Here is a 16,121-nt window from a genome sequence, read left to right on the forward strand (position 1 = left end):
CAGAATGGATTGAAGAAATTAACAAGGCTGCGAATCGTCCGTTGAATACAGGATTTTTCTATGATACCCCGGATCATGAGGATCATATTTATGAACCGGAAGAAAAAGCAGTCCCTTATGATTTTGCCGGACTGGTCATGGATTATGATGCCGCAAGTGGCATCGCAACGATTCAACAACGCAACCATTTTAAACCAGGACATGAGATTGAATTTTTTGGTCCGAACGGAACGTTTTTCAAACAAACGGTCGGAACGATCTGGGATGAGGAAGGCAACGAATTAGATGCTGCACGTCACCCGCTTCAACGAATTAAAATGAAGGTAGATCAGCCTGTATCGTATTTTGATATGATGCGTAAAAAGAAGTAAATAAGCCTTAAGTCACAGGTGAAAAGATTCAAAAGCCTCTCCTATCGGTTGGAGAGGCTTTTTTTTGAATAGTTTTCTAGGAAAAAAGTTTCACAAAATTTAGTGGGTACTCAAAGGAAAGCTACATTCCTTGTCGAATAGTTCCGATAGAGACTATATAGATAATAGATACATAAAGGATAACGTGGAATAGGAAACTAATTATATGGTGGTAGGTGAGAGGAATGGGTTTTCGGAAAAAAGAGAGGAATACAGCAAACAGGCAATCTAAGAAAACGGATTCAATGAAAGGCTTGAAAGGAAGTAAAGTAACAACGGATCAAGGGGAGGAGACGGTTGTGATGTCTTCGAAGGATACTCCCTGGCTAGCTAAGGCCTTACGTAAATGCACATACAATTTAAAGCGTTTACTTAAGCCTGAAAGATACAGTAAGGATTTTATGCATTTGGTCAAAAACTATAATCCAATCCGTTCGGTTGGGATGAAGTTGTTTCTGATCTTTTTTGCAGCCATTATGTTATTCGTGGTCAGTCTGGGGATGCTTTCGTACTACAAAGCTAAAAGTACGATTGAACAAAATGCAGCTACGGCGTATCAGCAAACCGTTCAGCAAACTTCGGAAAAGCTTGATATTATTTTAGAGCGCTTTCAAGACACATCGACACAGGTATTTTTCGATACTGAATTAAGTGATCAATTGCAAAAGGCTGTAAAGCAAGATAAAAATCCCTTTGCATCTTTTGTTGCTATGGGCGAAGTAAACAAGAAATTAACAAATATTGCTTTTACAAATAAAGCGATTGATTCATTGTACTTGTACCCGGAAGAAACCAGTTTAGCTGCAATGGGTACCGGAACACAGAAGGATGTACGGCAGGAAGAGTGGTTTAAGGATATTTTAAAAAACAAGGGAATGGTTTGGCTACCTACGCAAGTGAATGACAATGGCAGCAAGACCTTTCGTCTGGCACGCTCCATGAACAGCATGTCCGGGTTAGGAGGGACTTATGTTCTGGTTATGGATTTAAAGGCCAGTGCGGTGGAGGACGAGTTGAAAGGTGTTAATTTGGGCTCAGGTAGTATGATTAGCCTTGTGACAGACAAGGGTGAGTTTGTAGGCTCTAACAATGAGAGCTTGGCAGGAGGAAAGACAAAGTTAGATTACGTTTCCAAGCTTGAAGGGGTCGAAGGGAATCAAATTATGGAGCAGGAAGCAGATGGAAAAAAGCAAAGTGTGCTTACAGTTCATAATACATTGGGAACTTCCAAGTGGATTCTCGTGGGTGTAGTACCTGTATCTGAATTGGTGAGAGACGCGAGGGGGATTCTTACCACAACCTGGATATTTGCTGCGGTAGCGGCACTGATTGCATTGTTCATTGGTCTGTGGATGGTACGTCTTGTGGCTCGCCCACTGACACACCTAAAGAATTTAATGATTGAAGGCGCTAAAGGCAACTTGCAAATCCGAACGAAGTATAAGGCACAGGATGAAATTGGACAGTTGTCTGAAAGTTTTGATACGATGATGGAGCAAATTACACTGCTGGTAGAACAGACAAATGCATCAGCACAGGAGGTACTGAATACAGCAACGGAACTGAGTGATGCCTCGAAGAAGACAGCCCTTTCAGCTAAAGAAATTGCTGCCGCAACAGAAGAGATTGCTCATGGCGCCGCCAGTTTGGCAACAGAGGCGGAACGTGGCAGCGAGCTTACTGGCAATATATCACAGCAAATGGATACGGTGATGACTTCCAATTATGAAATGACTCTGGTTGCACAAGAAGTTGAACAATCCAGTGAAAAAGGGACAATTCAACTGAAAAATCTATTAAGCAAGACTAAGGTTACAGAAGAAACTACGCATGCTCTGGTGGGTAAAGTAGATGAACTAAAGCAGACAACTTCCGATGTCTTTAAGGTGCTGGACGTTTTACAGGATATTGCTAAACAAACGAATATTCTATCACTAAATGCGACCATTGAAGCGGCACGAGCGGGAACAGCCGGGCGCGGCTTTATGGTGGTAGCCAATGAGGTTCGTCAGTTGGCTGAACAATCACGTCAAGCGATTCGTACGGCTACCGGTATTACGAATAACATCGTTAATGAGATGAACGAAACGGTGCAAGCGTTATCTCAAGTGTACCCACTGTTCCGGGAGCAGATGGGAGCCGTACAAGATACGACAGACATCTTCCAATCAGTGCAGCAGCAAATGGGAGAATTCGCGCTTCGGTTGGGCACGGTCACCGCCTCCATTCATCATCTAAGTGAATCGCAGACTACTTTGTCCGAGGCCATGACGAATGTAAGCGCGGTAGCTGAGCAATCTTCTGCTACTTCGCAGGAAGTCGCTTCTCTCAGTACTGAGCAGGCCAATATCGGTAATCAGCTGGTAGGCTTGTCTGATAAGCTGGAAGGGGTATCGGTGAATTTGAAAGAACAGCTTTCAAGATTTACAGTGTAGGTGTTGCAAAACCGAGGAAATCAGGATTGTCAGTCATTTGATCCCCGTAGTATCAAAATCTATCAAGAAGGAAAGCGAAGGATGCATACAAATACAAAGGTAGCTTGGGTGATTCTAGCCCTTACTATTTTTATAACAGTCTATTATTCGTTAGACGAAATTCTAGATTGGAGCCCAGAAACAGACATCATTAGCTATCAATAATTCGGCAACCCACTCAACATTACATGTTGAGTGGGTTTTCTTTTTCCATCACCGGACATACTACTGGAAAAATGATGAAAGGAGGATGAATATGTTAAGGCGTCATAGCAGTTTCATACGTCAACGTCGAATTGCATACATAGCCTTGGGGATCATGGTATTGCTGCTGATCTTATGTTTACGATTGGCTTGGATTCAGGCGACAGCGGGCATTCATTTGTCATTTTACGGAGGGCATTCGCTTAAAGAAATGTCAGCACGTCAGCGACAGGAAGGAATCGCCATTGATTCTGGGCGTGGACAGTTTACGGACCGACATGGACAACCCTTAATTGGTGGGATCGTATGGACGCCAGTGCTTTTTCCCGATGTAGACGGCAAAGCAGCCGTGCATGGTCAAGAACTGGCCAAGCTGCTGCATACGAGCAAGGAGCAATTGCTGACGCGTTGGAAGGGGCTGCAATCCCCGCTTATATGGCGGGATGGGCGCGGAGAACCCGTGCAAATCCATCCGAATGAAGCGGGCAGACTGCTGAAGTTGGCTCCTTCGCTCATAGAGCTTGTACCGTATACGCAACGTTATACGGACTTGCCCAATGGCAGACAATGGCTTGGTTTTCTGTATGAACGTGGCGAACGAGCAGGTGAACTGCCGATGGGAGCAGCTGGTCTGGAAAGAACGCTGGAGCCTTTGCTGAGCGGTGTTGGCGAGACATTCGTCTCTCGGTCTGTAGATGCGCAACGTCGGCCATTGGCTCATATGCCGCTTCGTGTCAGTGCCCCATCCAATGGCCACTATCCATTACAGGTGCAGACTACAATTGATCTCCCGTTACAGGAGCAGGTTGAGAAACTGACAGAATCGAATCATTTGGCAGAAGGGGCAGTGGTTGTGCTTGATGCAGGTAACGCGGATGTGCTGGCAATGGTGTCTCGCCCCTTTTATAATCCCGCGCATGTGGATCCGCAGCAACAAACAGACTGGTCTAATCGTGCTCTCAGAGCGGTAACGCCAGGTTCCATTTTCAAGTTGGTTACAGCTGCGGCTGCACTTGAATCAGGCGTGGTTCAACCGCAGGAGCAATTTCATTGTCATGGAGCCTACGGCAAGTATGGATTGTCATGCTGGAAAAAAGAAGGACACGGCACCCTGAACCTGGAGGAAGGGCTTGCCGTATCCTGTAATAGTGTGTTCGCTCATCTCGGCGAACGGCTTAACGCGGAGCAAATTCAGGCCGCAGCCTCCGCACTGGGATTGAGTCGAACTGTGGGCTGGCAAGACCGCAACCTGGCAGGGCTACCTCAATTCAGACCTCTGGATCACGAAGAAAAGGGAGCCGTATTTGGCTCCCATACGAATACGTCTGACCCGGGCGTACGTGTACAGACAGCTATCGGTCAGCGTGATGTGCTGGTGACGCCTCTTCAAGCAGCCAACCTCATGGTTACCTTGCTGCATGATGGTCAAGTACATGCACCGCGCATCGTTAAACGCATCAGCTACGCAGATGGACGCACCTTGCTGGAGCTACCTGCTCATGCTGCACCTTTACTCAAAGGCGGCCGCTCGATTCACACATCCACAGCACATACACTTCGTGATGCAATGGAACAGGTTGTGGCACAGGGGACTGGTGCCTCCTTGCGCAATAAAATTTGGAGGCTGGCTGGTAAATCGGGTACGGCTCAAGCTTTAAAAAACGGCCGTCCCATAAATCACCAGTGGTTTATTGGTTACGGTCCGATAGAACGGCCCCGTTATGCAGTTGCCGTTCTTGTGCAAAATGCTTCAACGCGTGCTGCGAATCGAGCCACAGCACTCTTCGGTCAAGTAATGGATTTGCTAGCTCAATCCTCTTGAGTTCCACGAGTAGCTGCACGCTCTTCCTCCTGAATTTTGACAATAAACGGAGGCTCGTCAAATTCCTCAATCGGAAACCGGATCCATTGCTGCAGGTAACCTTGTTGCCACAATTCCTTGAGCAATATGATCAGAATGGGGGACAGAATTAATCCGGCCAATCCGAAGATAGATAACGATATAATGGCAAAGGAAAGCATTAGATAGGCAGACGAAACGCCGATGGAATTACCAGTAATTTTAGGTTCTGCCAGCTGGCGTACAATCACAGTGACAGCCATGACAATAAGCAAACCTACCGCCAAGCCAGTGTTGCCTGTGATGAACAAATACACGGCCCATGGAATAAAAATAACAGGCACACCCAACAACGGCAGGATATCAAATAAAGCTGCTACGAGCGCCAACGATAGGGCATTATCCACTTGTAAAATGAGTAAACCTATAAATACGAGGATAAAGGTAATTCCTACCAGTAAAGCTTGAGCCTTGAGAAAGGCGGAAATGGCTTTGAGTACGTGATTTTTCAGAAAAAGGTACGCCGTTTTTAGTGTCTTAGGTGTTTTACTGCGGGCAATCCCCTTCCAGAGATTAATTTCCATACTCAAAAAGAACGCTAAAATGATTGCAACCGCGAAGTTGCCCATAAAAATAGTGAAAGAGCTGAGGAATTGTATGAAAAAAGATAACCCTAGCTGTGCCCACTTTGTAGCAATGGTGGTAGCAGTCGCAAAATACTCATTTACACGTTCAGTCACACCCGGAGGTAATGCAGCGATTTTATCTTGAGAAAGATGAAGAAACCGCGTGAATTCTGTTTGGATAATCTGGGTATAATGTGGGAGGTTTTGCGCGACTTTTGTAAATTGGGTCACCAGGATCAGGCCCAATCCGAAAAAAATAGCCAGTAATAAGATGATAAACAACAAGACGGAGAGTGCGGAGGCAAAGGGCTTTTTCATGCCTTTGCGATGAAAATAGCGAGCAGCAGGTTCAATGCACCAAAACACAACGAATGAAAGGAACACAGGTGCGGCTAGCTGATAAAGTTTGCTGGAGACGAACATAATTAAATACACGGTTAATACGATCAGACCGATATCAAAAACAGTACGCCAATATTTTTTGTACAATGGAAGCATATGTATACAACGACTCCTTTAAGATTTTTATTTATTGTACACTAAATTGGACCTTGGTGCCTGACCCTATGCAACAGCAAAATCTCGGCATGCTTACGTCATTGTGATAACATATAAGTAAGTGAGTTTTCCTCAGGAAGCCTGCTTGGAAGTTCAGAATAGAAAAGTGGGGATAAAACGTGCAGACTTTGCTGTTATGGATGTTTTACATTTCAACTTTTTATGCTTTTATTCCGGCGCTGGTAAGTCGTATATTTGGTTTCCGGGTGTTCCAGCGCGGCAAAAGTGAACGAGAATATGCACTCACTTTTGATGATGGTCCTGATCCAGTCTATACATCGCAGTTGCTTGATTTACTCAAGCGTTTTGATGCCAAGGCTACTTTTTTTGTTGTAGGGATAAATGCCGAAAAGCATCCTGAGCTTTTGAAACGCATGCATGATGAAGGTCATCTGATTGGTATTCACAATTATGTGCACAAATCGAATTGGCTCATGCGGCCTGTTACGGTTAGAAAACAAATTGCCCAGACGGAGTCAGTCATTCGTCGAGTAACTGGCGAAGGGACGACCTTTTATCGTCCACCTTGGGGGATTGTGAACTTATTTGATATTTCCAAAAACAATGGTCGTCGAATCGTATTATGGTCCTCCATGTTTGGTGACTGGAAGGCCAGCGTTGGAGCGAAACAACTAGCGGAAAGAATGCTCAAAAAGCTGAGGGGTGGCGAGGTCATGCTACTCCATGACTGTGGTACAACATTGGGGGCAGATGCAGAAGCGCCAAGGAATATGCTAATTGCGCTAGAGAAGCTACTGATGGTCGCCCAGGAACGGCAATTACGTAGTGTACGCGTGGATACATTACTTTGCCGCCAGTCTGGAAATCAATCGACTGTCTCCAGCTTGTCCAGTAGGGATTGGATGAAAAAAACGATGGTGTTCGGATGGCTACAATACGAGCGGCTATTTCATGCCTTGTTCCGTCTTCGTCCTGTCAGCAAGGATAATACAATTTTTTATTATCGTCGCCGTATCTATCATGGCCCCAATATAAATATGGAGAACGGTAGGTGGCTGGAAAAAGGGGACCCCATCATTGAGCTTCATTTTGACAATAAAGTGTTGTTTCGTTTGGGATCGACGGCAAAGTCTATGGTACATTTAGCTATTCAATTGATTCGGATTGTGAAAACACAACTACCTGATCTTACCCAACGGGTCGTGCATGACTCTGGAATGAAGGGTGTCAAGGCGATCTATGCAGTAAGTATGATTCATCGAGGGCCTGAAAAATTAGGATTTCAAATTCGAGAGATCCCCCAAGGACTGTTTAAGCATATGTCTACGGTATATTTAAAGCTGTTATTTCGTATCATTCACCCTTCGGGTTCGGAGCAATTGATTGAAAAAAAAGAGGTCATGGTACCAAAGCTAATCGTAATGCCCATTGACACCTTATTTGATCGTTTCCAACAAGTAGATTCACATCAGGCAGAACATACTTTTGATCCGACAGATCAAAGGGATGTAGTTCATACACGTAACAATGAACTGGCCGAAGAAGACGCTGTTCACGCTTCAATCCGGGCTTCACAAACAGCCGAAACAGGATCAGGCAATTGACCTCATAAAAAAAGCCTCTCGAACCTTGGTTAGGAGTCGAGAGGCTTTTCAGTGCTTTATCAAAATATCCTAGCTTGGCAATGCATCTAGATTTTCATAATTCCACCGTTACTTGCGTTCGTCACCAGCTTGGAATAACGTGCCAGGTAGCCAGTCTTCACTTTCGGCTCAAAACCTTTCCAGTTGGCGCGACGACGTTCAAATTCTTCGTCCGTAATATGAAGCTCAATCTTGCGATTGTTCAGGTCTAGCTCAATGATATCGCCGTCCTCAACAAAAGCGATTGGTCCACCTTCTGCTGCTTCGGGGGAAATATGACCGATGGAGATACCACGGGAAGCACCTGAGAAGCGTCCGTCTGTAATCAGACCCACTTTGGCACCAAGTCCCATGCCCACGATTTGTGAAGTTGGCGCCAACATTTCAGGCATACCAGGCCCGCCCTTAGGACCTTCATAGCGAATTACAACAACATGCCCTTCGACGATTTTACCATTAGCAATGCCAGCCAGCGCATCGTCCTGTGAATCAAAGCAGATGGCAGGACCTTTGTGATAACCGCCAACAGAAGGATCAACCGCACCGACTTTAATAATGGAGCCTTCTGGTGCCAAATTTCCGAATAATACAGCCAGACCACCGCGCTCGGAATAAGGGTTGTCCAATTTGTGGATGACGTTAGTGTCGAGAATTTCCTGCCCCTCTACGTTTTCACGAAGAGTTTTTCCGGTTACTGTAATACAGTCACCATGTAATGCGCCAGGTTTTTTCAACAGTTCATTCAGCACTGCGCTTACGCCGCCTGCATTATGGACATCCTCAATGTGATAGTCGGAAGCAGGGGCCAATTTGGACAAATGAGGTACACGGTTTGCAACTTCATTGATGCGTTCAATAGGGTAGTCAACTTCAGCTTCATGGGCAAGTGCCAATGTATGCAATACGGTGTTCGTAGAACCACCCATTGCCATATCCAGTGCAAATGCATTATCAATCGCTTCTTTGGTCACGATATCACGTGGTTTAAGATCGAGCTTAATCAATTCCATCAATTGGCGTGCAGATTGTTTAACAAATTCTTTGCGTTCTTCTGCTACTGCGAGGATGGTGCCGTTACCCGGCATTGCCAGACCCAATGCTTCTGCAAGACAGTTCATGGAGTTCGCTGTAAACATTCCTGAACAGGAGCCGCAGGTTGGACAGCCGTATTGTTCCAGCTCAAGCAAACTTTGATCATCGATTTTACCAGCCTGATAAGCGCCTACACCTTCGAAGACCGAAGTCAGGGAAATAGAGCGTCCGTTCTTGTCTTTCCCAGCTTTCATAGGACCGCCGCTGACGAAAATAGTTGGAATGTTAACACGCAATGCCCCCATCATCATACCAGGGGTAATTTTATCGCAGTTAGGAATACAAACCATGCCGTCAAACCAGTGAGCGGAAACGACAGTTTCCAGAGAGTCTGCAATAATTTCGCGACTTGGCAAAGAATAACGCATACCGATATGTCCCATGGCAATGCCGTCATCTACACCAATAGTGTTAAATTCGAAAGGTACACCGCCTGCGTCACGAATGGCCTGCTTGACAATTTTGCCAAATTCCTGCAAATGGACGTGGCCCGGTACGATGTCAATATACGAGTTGCATACCGCAATAAACGGTTTGTCGAAATCTTCTTCCTTGACACCCGCTGCGCGCAGCAAGCTGCGGTGAGGAGCGCGGTCAAAGCCTTTTTTAATCATATCGGAACGCATTTTCGTCTTAGCTGTCATGATGCTGGTTTCCCCCCAAAGTATAAAAATGGTATGGCGTTCAATGAACACCGTAGTAGCGCAGATGTTTTCTAAAGAGTCTATCATAGTTGTGCGCATTTTTCTACATATATAAGGATTTTTGAAAGAGGATTGAATTGTACTGTAAGCAACAATATATAGATATGAATAGTTTTTTTAATCTATATATTGCATCTGCGAGGATTTGAATCTAATTCTTCGAGACTCTCTTTTTCTGATCTGCTGGCGGTTCGGAAAAAATAGAAAAAGCCCATTCCGTAGTCAAACGGATGGGCTCCTGCTTGTTTTTATATGAAAAGAGGGCGGAATATTGAGGCTACCTTTTAATTTCTGCCACCTTTACGTCCGATGTCTCTGTAGAAATCTTTGTCATGCGACTCAGCTGTAGCATCGCCGCCCTTTTTACCGATTTCCTGATAAAATTCTTTATCATGTGAGTTAGCGGTTGCTTGTCCACCCTTCTTGCCAATCTCTTGGTAAAACTCCTTATTGTGCTTCTTGGAAGTAGCTTCTCCACCCATACGGCCTGCTTCTTCGCGACTCATTTTACCCTGATTTTGGTTACGTGCCATTACAAATCACTCCTTATTCAAAAGTTGTTTTTTGTTGCGCGTATCTTTTACTTACCACATTTTGTCTGTATGAAACAGGCACTATGCGCCAAGTAAAGAGGGTATACCCACCTCCATTTTCGTCCGTAAGCGGGTTGTCGTGTGTTGATCGGGAAATAAAAATGTAATAAAAAATTATGCAGACCGTCTAAAAAGATAAGGAGTTGGCTTCAACATCCATTCTACCTGTGGCTCAATCAGAGGCCGTGTTGCAGTTCGAACCCAAGGCATGGTCAACAAACAGCACAGACCTGCGGCGCACACTAGAATCAACATGATCTCCACTGGGGAATCTATATACTCGTAAACTCCTTTTGCCACAACGGTACGGACGATTAAGCCATGGAGTAAAAAGACATATAATGTACGCCGTCCCATCTCGGTTATACGTCCTGTGACGGTTGGAACAAAGCTTAGAAACGCCAGAGATGCTATCCATTGAACTCCATAAATGCCGATACGGTAAATCCCTGCGTACCATTCGGTATGGCCCAGTTCACCATAAGTCATGTTGCCATACAGCCAGCCAGCCGGGATGCCAAAATAGGACGTTCCCGCCAGTACCATTAACAGAAGAGATACAATGCCGGCGATTATACGGACGGGTGTTGTGAAGAAGCGGCGAATGTCCACATATTTCAAATGATAGCCTGCTACAAAGTAAGGAAGATAAACAAAGGTTCTGCATACGCTTAGCCATATGCCGTCTACGGGAAGATATCCGACAAGGATCCCCAGTAGCACGGATATACCCAACTGGACGACAGGTGGAATCTTCTGAAAAGACAGCATCAGCAGTCTCCAACAGATGTGGCTGGCGAGGAACCAGAGTAACAGATAAGGCGCAAAAAAAGAATGATGGATATGGGGAACGCGGAAGATTACAATATCCAAAATGGAATAAAGGGATTGAAAAATCAAATATTGCATACCGATCTGAAGCAGAACTTTTTGTCCTGCGAGACCTGTCAAAGATGTTTTGGCAAAGTAGCCTGTAACGAGTACAAACAACGGCATATGAAACATGAATATCCAGCTAAACCACTGTTGGGCAAGCTGAAGTGAAGCGACTAATGGCTCCAAAGCGTTTCCTGCAAATACGCATATAATCAACAGAAATCGCAAATTGAGAAAGAAGCTTTCCCCTTGTACATCATGGCTTGTCGTCATGTGTCTCCCTCCGAACGGCTTCTGCCGACTAAACTATTTAAAAAATAATCTTTACAAGGAACAAGGTACGATACTCAGGACCTCTTCATTGTGATTTTATTCACATTAGTAAGCGTTATCATGTCCTTTTTATATGGCGAAAGCTTGAACAGCCGATAAAGATGGGCTTACGCCTGGAAACATGTGCTCATTTGACCCTGTATGTGCAACGATGTTACCCTAACAAGGTTATAGTTATGCTAAACGAATACAGCGAAACCTTTTACATTCAAGCTAAGAATCACGAGGTACGAAAGGCGAAAGGAACTTTTATAATGAGAAGAAGAACAAGAAGATCATACAATGCTTATGGGACACGCGGTTCTCGGAAAATATGGAAAATTCTTTTAGGTTTCCTGATTGTCATTGTGCTATTTGCCGGTTGGGGAGCCTGGAAGGTATTTACGCCCTACCAGCCTGATGAGGCGGCGGCTGCTGCATTAGCCGACATAGCGGATACTGTGAAAGTAAATGAGCAAGAGCACTGGATAAGTTTTGAGCCTGCCAAGAGAAGCGGAGCAGGCGTCATTTTGTACCCAGGGGCGTTGGTTAAGCCCGAAAGTTATGCGCCCTTGGCACGCCGTCTGGCAGAAAAGGGTCATCATGTGATTATTGGAAAAATGCCACTGAACCTAGCCTTGATCTCTCCGGATTTGGCGAATGAAGTGCTAAAGGCGTATCCCCAAGAAGCATTTGTTATTGGCGGCCATTCGTTAGGTGGTGTGATGGCTGCCCGATACGCAGCTGCACATCCTGATCAGGTCAAAGGTGTATTTTTCCTTGCTTCCTATCCGGATAACAAGGGTAATTTAAAGGATAAAAATCTGCCAGTGATTTCTTTACTAGGAAGTGATGATGGGGTCATTCAGATGGAAAATGTCCAAAGCGGGAGAACTTATTTACCCGCCAACACGCTGTATTTTACAGTCGAAGGGGGGAACCATGCCCAATTTGGCAGTTACGGTGCCCAGAAAGGGGATAATCCCGCGCAAATTAGTGCCGTTGAGCAATGGAACCAAACGGTAGCGGCTTTACAGGACTGGATGAAAGAAAGTGTAGATTCAGCTTCTAAGAACCCGTAAAGGAGGTATGATGCATGTCTGAGCTGATCGTGCAGGGAATGCGGTATCCATGCCGTGGCATCTTATTTGATAAAGATGGCACGTTGCTGGATTTTATTCAGTTGTGGGGCCCTTGGGCTCGTTCTATACTGGATATGATGGAGCAGCATCTGGCTGTAGCGGGAGCCGGTTTCACGATGGAAAAAGGCGACGTTCTAGGCACTGTTCACGATCAGGAGGGATGCGTGATTGGTTACGATCCTTCTGGCCCGCTGGCGATGGGGACGGTGGACGAAAGTACGGGTGTACTGGCTTGGCAGCTTTATACTGCGGGTATACCGTGGAATGAAGCTGTGCAGCTTGTTCGAGAATTTAATAAAACAGCGATGGCTGACGTCCGCCGACAGCGGGCAGCAAAGGTGTTCCCGGGGCTACGGACCTTATTGGAACAAAGTCGCCGCGCCGGAATGAAGCTGGCGGTTGTGACCTCTGATAGTACAGAGGCTGCACAAGAGCATTTGGAATGGATGGGGCTAACACCCTATTTTGATGTGATCATCGGACATGATAGGGTTACATACGGCAAACCTGACCCGGAAATGGCTGAAAAAGCTTGCGAGTTACTAGGGCTATCGCCGGTGGACGTGGTAGTGATCGGAGACAGTAATGGGGACATGCAGATGGGCAAGCGTGCCGGAGTAAGGCTAGCCATTGGATTTGCGCCTGAACCGGAACGTTCCAGACATTTGCTGGATGCGGATAAGGTTGTTCGTGGATATGAAGAGCTGGAGGTGCGTAGAGCATGAAAGAAAATACGTTGGCCGAATGGATACAGGAATCGCAGAATATTGTTTTTTTTGGCGGAGCAGGGACATCAACGGAAAGCGGTATACCAGATTTTCGTTCGGCAGCAGGCTTGTATCAGAGTGAGGAAAAATTGCCTTATTCCCCTGAGGTTATGCTTAGCCGCTCTTTTTTTGTGAAGCATCCTGAAGTCTTTTTCGACTTCTATCGCGGTAAAATGCTGCATCCCGATGCGAAGCCGAACGGCTGTCATCATTTCCTTGCGTCTTTGGAAAAGCAGGGCCGTCTTAAAGCGGTTGTGACGCAAAATATTGACGGATTACATCAGGCAGCAGGCAGCGTAAATGTACTGGAGCTTCACGGCTCGGTACATCGCAACTACTGTATGGAATGTGGACGCTTTTACAGTCTGGATGAAGTGATGAGCAGTTCCGAGGTTGTACCTAAATGTCCGGTAGATGGAGGAATTATCAAACCGGATGTTGTTTTATATGAAGAGGAATTGAATCACGACACCCTTATTCAGTCCATTCAAGCCATTTCTGAAGCAGATTTGCTGTTAATTGGAGGGACGTCACTGACAGTCCATCCTGCGGCAGGTTTGATTACTTATTTTCGCGGTAAACATACGGTGCTGCTAAATACAGATCCCACCTCATATGATCACAAGGCGGATCTTTTGCTCACTGAACCGATCGGTAAGGTTATGGAAAAACTCGCTCATCAATTGGGCTTGTAATCGTTTTCTTGTCAATGCCCGGATAAAAGCGCTATGATGATGTTGTGATGGACATAACAATGTTTCGAGAGAGGCTGTGATAGCATGGTTTATTTAGCTGGCGAAGATCGTTATGAAAGTATGAAATATAACCGTACCGGCAGATCGGGTCTTAAGCTGCCCGCTATTTCGCTGGGCTTGTGGCACAACTTTGGCGGAATTAACAACGCAGAGAATGGTCGCAGCATGATTACTCGCTCCTTTGATCTGGGCATTACGCATTTTGATTTAGCTAACAACTATGGTCCTCCTGCAGGCTCAGCCGAGGAATTTTTCGGACAAGTGTTAGCCAGTGATATGAAACCGTACCGGGATGAGCTGGTCATCTCTACTAAAGCGGGTTACCATATGTGGGCAGGTCCTTATGGCGACTGGGGATCTCGCAAGTATATGATATCCAGCCTGGATCAGAGTTTGAAGCGAATGGGGCTGGACTATGTCGATATATTCTACTCGCATCGATTCGATCCCAATACGCCGCTGGAAGAAACGATGGGAGCACTGGATCATATCGTACGTTCGGGTAAAGCGCTGTATGTGGGTGTGTCTAATTATAGTGCAGAGCAAACGGCCGAAGCAGCTCGCATTTTGAAGGAGCTTGGAACACCCATGTTGATCCATCAGCCGAGATACTCTTTGCTTGACCGCTGGATTGAAAATGGATTGCAAGATGTACTGGATGAAAACGGGATAGGCAGCATTGCCTTTTGTCCACTGGCTCAGGGACTGCTGACCAACAAATATTTGAACGGAATTCCCGAGGATTCACGCGCAGCAAGCACATCGGTTTTCCTGAATGAGAACCATGTGACACCAGAAACGCTGCGCAAGGTGCGCGCTTTGAATCAGATGGCTGCTGCACGTGGTCAAAGTTTGGCTCAATTCTCACTGGCATGGGCCCTACGCGGTGAACGTCTGACCTCTGTCCTGATTGGGGCTAGCCGTGTAAGCCAAATTGAAGAAAATGTTAAAGCCCTATCCAATCTGGAGTTTTCACAGGAGGAGCTGGATCGGATTGATTCGATCCTGAATGCCGGGCACGGACAAGACGGTGGCACAGCCTAATAACAAAACATAACCTGGAGTCAATCTATTTTCACATACTCTTATATGATATATTACTTAACAGTCCGCATCCTGTTTGAAAGGATGCGGGCTGTTTGCCGTTATCGCCGGGAGCTAGGGAAGCCTGTTAAAGCTTACTTTACAACTGTGGATACTGCTTAACCTTGCTCCGGTACTCGGTTGGAGACTGACCGCAGAAGCGTTTGAATTGACGTGAGAAATATAAAGCATCAGTTAATCCGACAGAAGCAGCCACTTGCTCAACCGACAGTTCAGGACGCTCACGCAGCAGTTGACGTGATTTGTCAATCCGTAGCTTAAGCAGATAGGTGACGGGGGAGACACCCGTTTCCTTTTTGAATATTCGTGATAAGTATGCACGATTATAACCAAGTCCTTCAGACATTTGCTCAATGGAAACAGGGTGTGCATACTGAGTGGACATATATTGGACCATTTGTTTGACTGTGCGTCGAATTTGCGAATCAGCTCCGGACGGATCGGCCCAGTCACTCAGGTAATTGCTTGCTTCTCCCATAATCAGGTACAAATAGCCTAATGCTGAAAGGTGAGAGCTAGATTTTCTGCTGTAAAAGGCCAATTGCATTTGCTCCAGATAACCGGGAATGGGACTTTGATCGGCAGCATGGAAAACAGGGTGATGTACACGCAGTCCTGCCTCTTGCACGACTTGCTCCGTATGGTGTCCAGTAAAGGCAGACCAACGATAACGCCACGGTTCCTCTTCATCAGAGGTATAGCTCACCAGTTGACCTGGATGAATAAGAAAAAAATCGTTTTTTTTAAGCTGATACGTATGCTGTTCTGTTCGAAAGATGCCTTTGCCTGACTCCACAAAGTGAAGCAGATAATAATCATAGATTTTCGGTCCCACAGCATGACCAGATTTGGTTTGGCTCTCTCCTGCAAAAAGCACATGCAGCGGGCTATTTTCATAAAACACCGGATTAGATGCGACAGCATAACTATATGAATACGCTTGCAAAATGGGGTCATCCTTCCTGCATTTGTGAATAGTTTAGTAGATGCGTTATACTTACATTGTACATATCCAAGTCACATTTATCCATAGCTTAAACACATGGATGCATTACATTGG

At 45.7% G+C, this 16,121-nt stretch carries 13 protein-coding genes; 8 read left to right on the top strand and 5 right to left on the bottom strand.

Annotation, left to right across the window (positions count from 1 at the left end; all coding sequences use genetic code 11):
- The 3 genes from AC5V8P_RS13230 to AC5V8P_RS13240 form a co-directional block, all read left to right on the top strand.
- The coding region (locus AC5V8P_RS13230) for a U32 family peptidase C-terminal domain-containing protein (protein WP_495473673.1) at positions 1 to 371 on the top strand (371 nt) is incomplete at its 5' end.
- A gap of 224 nt (positions 372 to 595) precedes the next feature.
- Entirely contained in the window at positions 596 to 2,845 is a 2,250-nt protein-coding gene (locus AC5V8P_RS13235) for a methyl-accepting chemotaxis protein (RefSeq protein ID WP_064796847.1), read from the top strand.
- A gap of 295 nt (positions 2,846 to 3,140) precedes the next feature.
- Positions 3,141 to 4,910, top strand: coding sequence for a peptidoglycan D,D-transpeptidase FtsI family protein (locus AC5V8P_RS13240; RefSeq protein WP_064796846.1), 1,770 nt, complete (start codon positions 3,141 to 3,143; stop codon positions 4,908 to 4,910).
- On the opposite strand, the gene AC5V8P_RS13245 is transcribed toward AC5V8P_RS13240, so the two are convergent.
- A complete protein-coding gene (locus tag AC5V8P_RS13245) occupies positions 4,898 to 6,052 on the bottom strand; it encodes an AI-2E family transporter (protein WP_063212041.1) in 1,155 nt (384 codons plus the stop codon). The genes AC5V8P_RS13240 and AC5V8P_RS13245 overlap by 13 nt on opposite strands.
- 179 nt (positions 6,053 to 6,231) lie before the next feature.
- On the opposite strand from AC5V8P_RS13245, the gene AC5V8P_RS13250 reads away from it, so the two are divergent.
- A complete protein-coding gene (locus AC5V8P_RS13250; protein ID WP_064796845.1) occupies positions 6,232 to 7,677 on the top strand; it encodes a polysaccharide deacetylase family protein in 1,446 nt (481 codons plus the stop codon).
- An 86-nt stretch (positions 7,678 to 7,763) separates the two neighbouring features.
- On the opposite strand, the gene ilvD is transcribed toward AC5V8P_RS13250, so the two are convergent.
- The 3 genes from ilvD to AC5V8P_RS13265 form a co-directional block, all read right to left on the bottom strand.
- Positions 7,764 to 9,452, bottom strand: coding sequence for a dihydroxy-acid dehydratase (gene ilvD, locus AC5V8P_RS13255; RefSeq protein WP_063212043.1), 1,689 nt, complete (start codon positions 9,450 to 9,452; stop codon positions 7,764 to 7,766).
- 344 nt (positions 9,453 to 9,796) lie between these two features.
- The gene (locus AC5V8P_RS13260; RefSeq protein ID WP_063212044.1) at positions 9,797 to 10,045 is read right to left on the bottom strand and encodes a KGG domain-containing protein; all 249 of its coding nucleotides are present in this window, start codon (positions 10,043 to 10,045) and stop codon (positions 9,797 to 9,799) included.
- Between the two features lie 174 nt (positions 10,046 to 10,219).
- Complete coding sequence (locus AC5V8P_RS13265) at positions 10,220 to 11,254, bottom strand: acyltransferase family protein (RefSeq protein WP_064796844.1); 1,035 nt, start codon at positions 11,252 to 11,254, stop codon at positions 10,220 to 10,222.
- Between the two features lie 314 nt (positions 11,255 to 11,568).
- Here AC5V8P_RS13265 and AC5V8P_RS13270 point away from each other — a divergent pair, with 314 nt between their 5' ends.
- From AC5V8P_RS13270 to mgrA, 4 genes are all read left to right on the top strand, one after another.
- Positions 11,569 to 12,375 carry an alpha/beta fold hydrolase gene (locus tag AC5V8P_RS13270; RefSeq protein ID WP_063212085.1) on the top strand — a complete coding sequence of 269 codons (807 nt, stop codon included), beginning with the start codon at positions 11,569 to 11,571 and terminating at the stop codon, positions 12,373 to 12,375.
- A 14-nt stretch (positions 12,376 to 12,389) separates the two neighbouring features.
- Positions 12,390 to 13,160 (top strand): HAD family hydrolase, encoded by a 771-nt coding sequence (locus AC5V8P_RS13275; RefSeq protein WP_064796843.1) that lies wholly within the window; start codon positions 12,390 to 12,392, stop codon positions 13,158 to 13,160.
- The gene (locus AC5V8P_RS13280; protein WP_064796842.1) at positions 13,157 to 13,897 is read left to right on the top strand and encodes an NAD-dependent protein deacylase; all 741 of its coding nucleotides are present in this window, start codon (positions 13,157 to 13,159) and stop codon (positions 13,895 to 13,897) included. The genes AC5V8P_RS13275 and AC5V8P_RS13280 overlap by 4 nt, the downstream gene beginning before the upstream one ends.
- An 84-nt stretch (positions 13,898 to 13,981) precedes the next feature.
- Positions 13,982 to 15,001 (top strand): L-glyceraldehyde 3-phosphate reductase, encoded by a 1,020-nt coding sequence (gene mgrA, locus AC5V8P_RS13285; RefSeq protein ID WP_064796841.1) that lies wholly within the window; start codon positions 13,982 to 13,984, stop codon positions 14,999 to 15,001.
- 139 nt (positions 15,002 to 15,140) lie between these two features.
- On the opposite strand, the gene AC5V8P_RS13290 is transcribed toward mgrA, so the two are convergent.
- Positions 15,141 to 16,007 carry an AraC family transcriptional regulator gene (locus AC5V8P_RS13290; RefSeq protein WP_064796840.1) on the bottom strand — a complete coding sequence of 289 codons (867 nt, stop codon included), beginning with the start codon at positions 16,005 to 16,007 and terminating at the stop codon, positions 15,141 to 15,143.
- Positions 16,008 to 16,121: the final 114 nt, after the last annotated feature.

This window comes from Paenibacillus sp. N119s, assembly GCF_059447605.1.

Coding starts and splice junctions, on each gene's coding strand:
- AC5V8P_RS13235 (WP_064796847.1), top strand. CDS start 596: ATGGGTTTTCGGAAAAAAGAGAGGAATACAGCAAACAGGCAATCTAAG.
- AC5V8P_RS13240 (WP_064796846.1), top strand. CDS start 3,141: ATGTTAAGGCGTCATAGCAGTTTCATACGTCAACGTCGAATTGCATAC.
- AC5V8P_RS13245 (WP_063212041.1), bottom strand. CDS start 6,052: ATGCTTCCATTGTACAAAAAATATTGGCGTACTGTTTTTGATATCGGT.
- ilvD (WP_063212043.1), bottom strand. CDS start 9,452: ATGACAGCTAAGACGAAAATGCGTTCCGATATGATTAAAAAAGGCTTT.
- AC5V8P_RS13260 (WP_063212044.1), bottom strand. CDS start 10,045: ATGGCACGTAACCAAAATCAGGGTAAAATGAGTCGCGAAGAAGCAGGC.
- AC5V8P_RS13265 (WP_064796844.1), bottom strand. CDS start 11,254: ATGACGACAAGCCATGATGTACAAGGGGAAAGCTTCTTTCTCAATTTG.
- AC5V8P_RS13270 (WP_063212085.1), top strand. CDS start 11,569: ATGAGAAGAAGAACAAGAAGATCATACAATGCTTATGGGACACGCGGT.
- AC5V8P_RS13275 (WP_064796843.1), top strand. CDS start 12,390: ATGTCTGAGCTGATCGTGCAGGGAATGCGGTATCCATGCCGTGGCATC.
- AC5V8P_RS13280 (WP_064796842.1), top strand. CDS start 13,157: ATGAAAGAAAATACGTTGGCCGAATGGATACAGGAATCGCAGAATATT.
- mgrA (WP_064796841.1), top strand. CDS start 13,982: ATGGTTTATTTAGCTGGCGAAGATCGTTATGAAAGTATGAAATATAAC.